Raw genomic sequence first — 3,003 nt, forward strand, 5'->3', positions numbered from 1 at the left:
GCAGGGCCGGCCGAACCGATCGCCCCGCCGCCCGCGCCGCCGCCGCCCGCCGGCATGGCGCGCCCGACCATGATCGTCGATCAACCGGTGCGCGCCGGCCAGCGCGTCTGGGCGCAGGGCGGCGACCTGGTGGTGACGTCGACCGTCAATGCGGGGGCGGAGGTGATCGCGGATGGCAACATCCATGTCTATGGCGCGCTGCGCGGGCGGGCGATCGCCGGCGGCGGCGACAATGCCGAGGCACGGATATTCGCGCAGAACTTCGACCCGGAACTCGTCTCCATCGCCGGCTACTACGCGGTGCGCGACGGGCTGCAGGGCGCGCCGATCGGCCGCGCGGTGCAGGTGCGCCTGACCGGCGAGCGCATGCGCTTCGACCCGATCGGCTAGCGGTTTCGCCGCGCCGGGCGAGGGGTGCCCGGGCGCGGCCGTTGATTGAACGAGGAGGCAGGGGACATGGCACAGGTCGTCGTCGTCACATCGGGCAAGGGGGGCGTGGGCAAGACCACATCCTCCGCCGCCTTCGCCACGGGACTCGCGCAGCGGGGCAAGAAGACCGTCGTCATCGACTTCGACGTCGGCCTGCGCAACCTCGACCTCATCATGGGCGTCGAGCGGCGGGTGGTCTTCGACATCGTCAACGTCATCAGCGGCGAGGCGCGGCTGAACCAGGCGCTGATCCGCGACAAGCGCGTCGAGACGCTGTCGATCCTTCCCGCCAGCCAGACCCGCGACAAGGACGCGCTGACCAAGGAAGGCGTGCAGAAGATCATCGAGGAGCTGGCGAAGGATTTCGACTACATCCTCTGCGACAGCCCCGCGGGCATCGAGAAGGGGGCGCTGCTGGCGCTGTATTTCGCCGACCAGGCGATCGTGGTGACCAACCCCGAGGTCTCGTCCGTGCGCGATTCCGACCGCATCCTCGGCGTGCTGCAGTCGCGTTCGAAGCGCGCGGAGGAGAAGAAGGATCCGGTGAAGGAACACCTGCTGGTCACGCGCTTCGACCCGGCGCGCGTCGAGCGCGGCGAGATGCTGAAGCTCGAGGACATCCAGGAAATCCTGTCGATCCCGCTGCTCGGCGTGATCCCGGAGAGCGAGAGCGTGCTCAAGGCGTCGAACACCGGCACGCCGGTGATCATGGATGCCGAGAGCATGGCCGGCCAGGCCTATGCGGACGCCGTCTCGCGCTTCCTCGGCGAGGAGAAGCCGCACCGCTTCCTCGAGGTCGAGAAGAAGGGGATCTTCAAGCGGCTGTTCGGGGGGAGGGCTGCGTGATGAGCTGGCTCGACTTCTTCCGCGGGCAGCGCAAGCCCGACAGCAGCGCCTCCGCCGCCAAGGAAAGGCTGCAGATCGTGCTGGCGCACGAGCGCATCGGCCGCACGCGCGAGGACTTCCTGCCGAAGCTCCAGCAGGAGCTGGTGGCCGTGGTGGCGCGCTATGTCGCGATCGATCCGGGCAAGGTGAACGTCAACCTCGACCGCGGCGGCGACATGTCCACGCTGGCGATCGAGATTGAGCTGCCCGCGCCGGCGGCGATGCGCATGGCGGCCGGGGCGCGCTGAGCGCCGCGCGGGGATGCGCGGGGCGGGCGCATCCCCCTCACAGCTTCGATTCGATCGGCAGCAGGCGCAGCGCCCGCGCCAGGATCCGCCGGCCGAGCGAGGCCTCGGGCTCGTGCCGCGAGACCACCGGCGCGCCATCGGCCATGGTCGTCCAGAGCAGCCTCCCGGCCGGGTCGAGCTGCACGCGCCAGGCGCAGGACGGGTGCCTGAGCCGGTCGTGCTCCTGGCGCAGCAGCGCAGCGAGCCGCGCATCCTCGACGAAGGTGCCCATCTCGGTGTTCAGCGCGATGGAGCGCTGGTCGAGGTTGAAGGAGCCCACGAAGCCGAGCCGGCCGTCGATGACGAAGGCCTTGGTGTGCAGGCTCGCGCTGCGCGAGCCGAAGACGCTCGCCCCCTCGCGCCCGCCAGGCTTCAGCTCATGGAGCTCCGCGCCTGCGGCGAGCAGCCTCTCGCGATGGCGCGCGTAGCCGCCATGCACGGCGATGACGTCGGTCGCCGCCAGGGAATTGGTCACGATCGAGACACGCACGCCACGGTGCAGCATCCCGATCAACCGCTCGGCCCCCTGCTCGCCGGGCACGAAATAGGGGGAGATGATCAGCGCATCGGTCCTGGCCGCGGCCAGCGCGCCATGAACCGCCGGTGCGAGGCACTCCGCGGTCGGCGCGATGCCCTTCGCCTTGCCCGGCGGGTCGGCCACCACGCGCACCGCGCCGGGTTCGAGTGCGAGCAAGCCGCTGCCGGCTTCACCGGCGAGCAGCCCCGCGACGGCCGGCGCCGCGGACAGCCTTTCCATGTAGGGGCGCGCGGCAGGGGCGGAGAAGGCCGCATCCAGCCGCCGCGCCAGCCTGCGCAGCGCGCCGCGGCGATAGGCGGCGCGGCTGACGCGCCGCAACGGCTTGGCGAGGGGGTGGTTCCAGAACCGCTCGAACACGGCGGCGATGGCATCGACCGGCGGCCCGCGCAGCAGCAGGTCGAGGTCGTGGAAGTTGAACAGGCGCGAGGCGTCGAAATACTCGTCGCCGATGTTGCGCCCGCCGACGACGGCGATCCGACTGTCAATGATCCAGGCCTTGTTGTGCATCCGCCGATCGAGGTGCCAGCCGCCGAACAGCATCTCGAGCAGCAGCCCCGGGGGGCCGAAGCGGCGCCAGGAGACGGCATTGAACAGGCGCACCTGGACCCGCGGGTGCGATTCCATCGCGGCGAGCACGCGTTCCGTCCCGACCGCGTACATGTCGTCGAGCAGCAGCCGCACGCGGACCCCGCGATCGGCCGCCTGCAGCACCTCGCGCGCCAACAGCAGGCCGGTCAGGTCGCCGCGCCAGATGTAGTATTGCAGGTCCGCGCTGGTGGTGGCGGCGCGCAGCGCGGCGGCGCGCACGGCGAAGGCGCCGAGCCCGTCGGCGATCAGCGCGACGCCGGCGCGCGGGGCCTCGCC

General features: G+C 71.2%; 4 protein-coding genes. 3 read left to right on the forward strand and 1 reads right to left on the reverse strand.

All coding sequences use genetic code 11. The features are described from left to right. The 3 genes from minC to minE all read left to right on the forward strand — a co-directional run. Window positions 1–390, forward strand: a 390-nt coding sequence (gene minC / locus HW578_RS24785) for a septum site-determining protein MinC (RefSeq protein WP_232479259.1), incomplete at its 5' end; no start/stop codon positions are given. A 66-nt stretch (window positions 391–456) separates the two neighbouring features. Beyond that, entirely contained in the window at window positions 457–1,275 is an 819-nt protein-coding gene (gene minD, locus HW578_RS24790; protein ID WP_198373372.1) for a septum site-determining protein MinD, read from the forward strand. After that, complete coding sequence (minE, locus tag HW578_RS24795; protein ID WP_198373373.1) at window positions 1,275–1,562, forward strand: cell division topological specificity factor MinE; 288 nt, start codon at window positions 1,275–1,277, stop codon at window positions 1,560–1,562. The genes minD and minE overlap by 1 nt, the downstream gene beginning before the upstream one ends. 37 nt (window positions 1,563–1,599) lie before the next feature. On the opposite strand, the gene HW578_RS24800 is transcribed toward minE, so the two are convergent. Next, the coding region (locus HW578_RS24800) for a phospholipase D family protein (protein WP_198373374.1) at window positions 1,600–3,003 on the reverse strand (1,404 nt) is incomplete at its 5' end.

The sequence above is a fragment of the Roseomonas rosulenta genome, from assembly GCF_016106005.1.
Taxonomy (GTDB): domain Bacteria; phylum Pseudomonadota; class Alphaproteobacteria; order Acetobacterales; family Acetobacteraceae; genus Neoroseomonas; species Neoroseomonas rosulenta.

What these genes read in the sequence shown, in the direction of transcription:
- minE (WP_198373373.1), top strand. Translation starts at nt 1,275, where the DNA reads ATGAGCTGGCTCGACTTCTTCCGCGGGCAGCGCAAGCCCGACAGCAGC.
- minD (WP_198373372.1), top strand. Translation starts at nt 457, where the DNA reads ATGGCACAGGTCGTCGTCGTCACATCGGGCAAGGGGGGCGTGGGCAAG.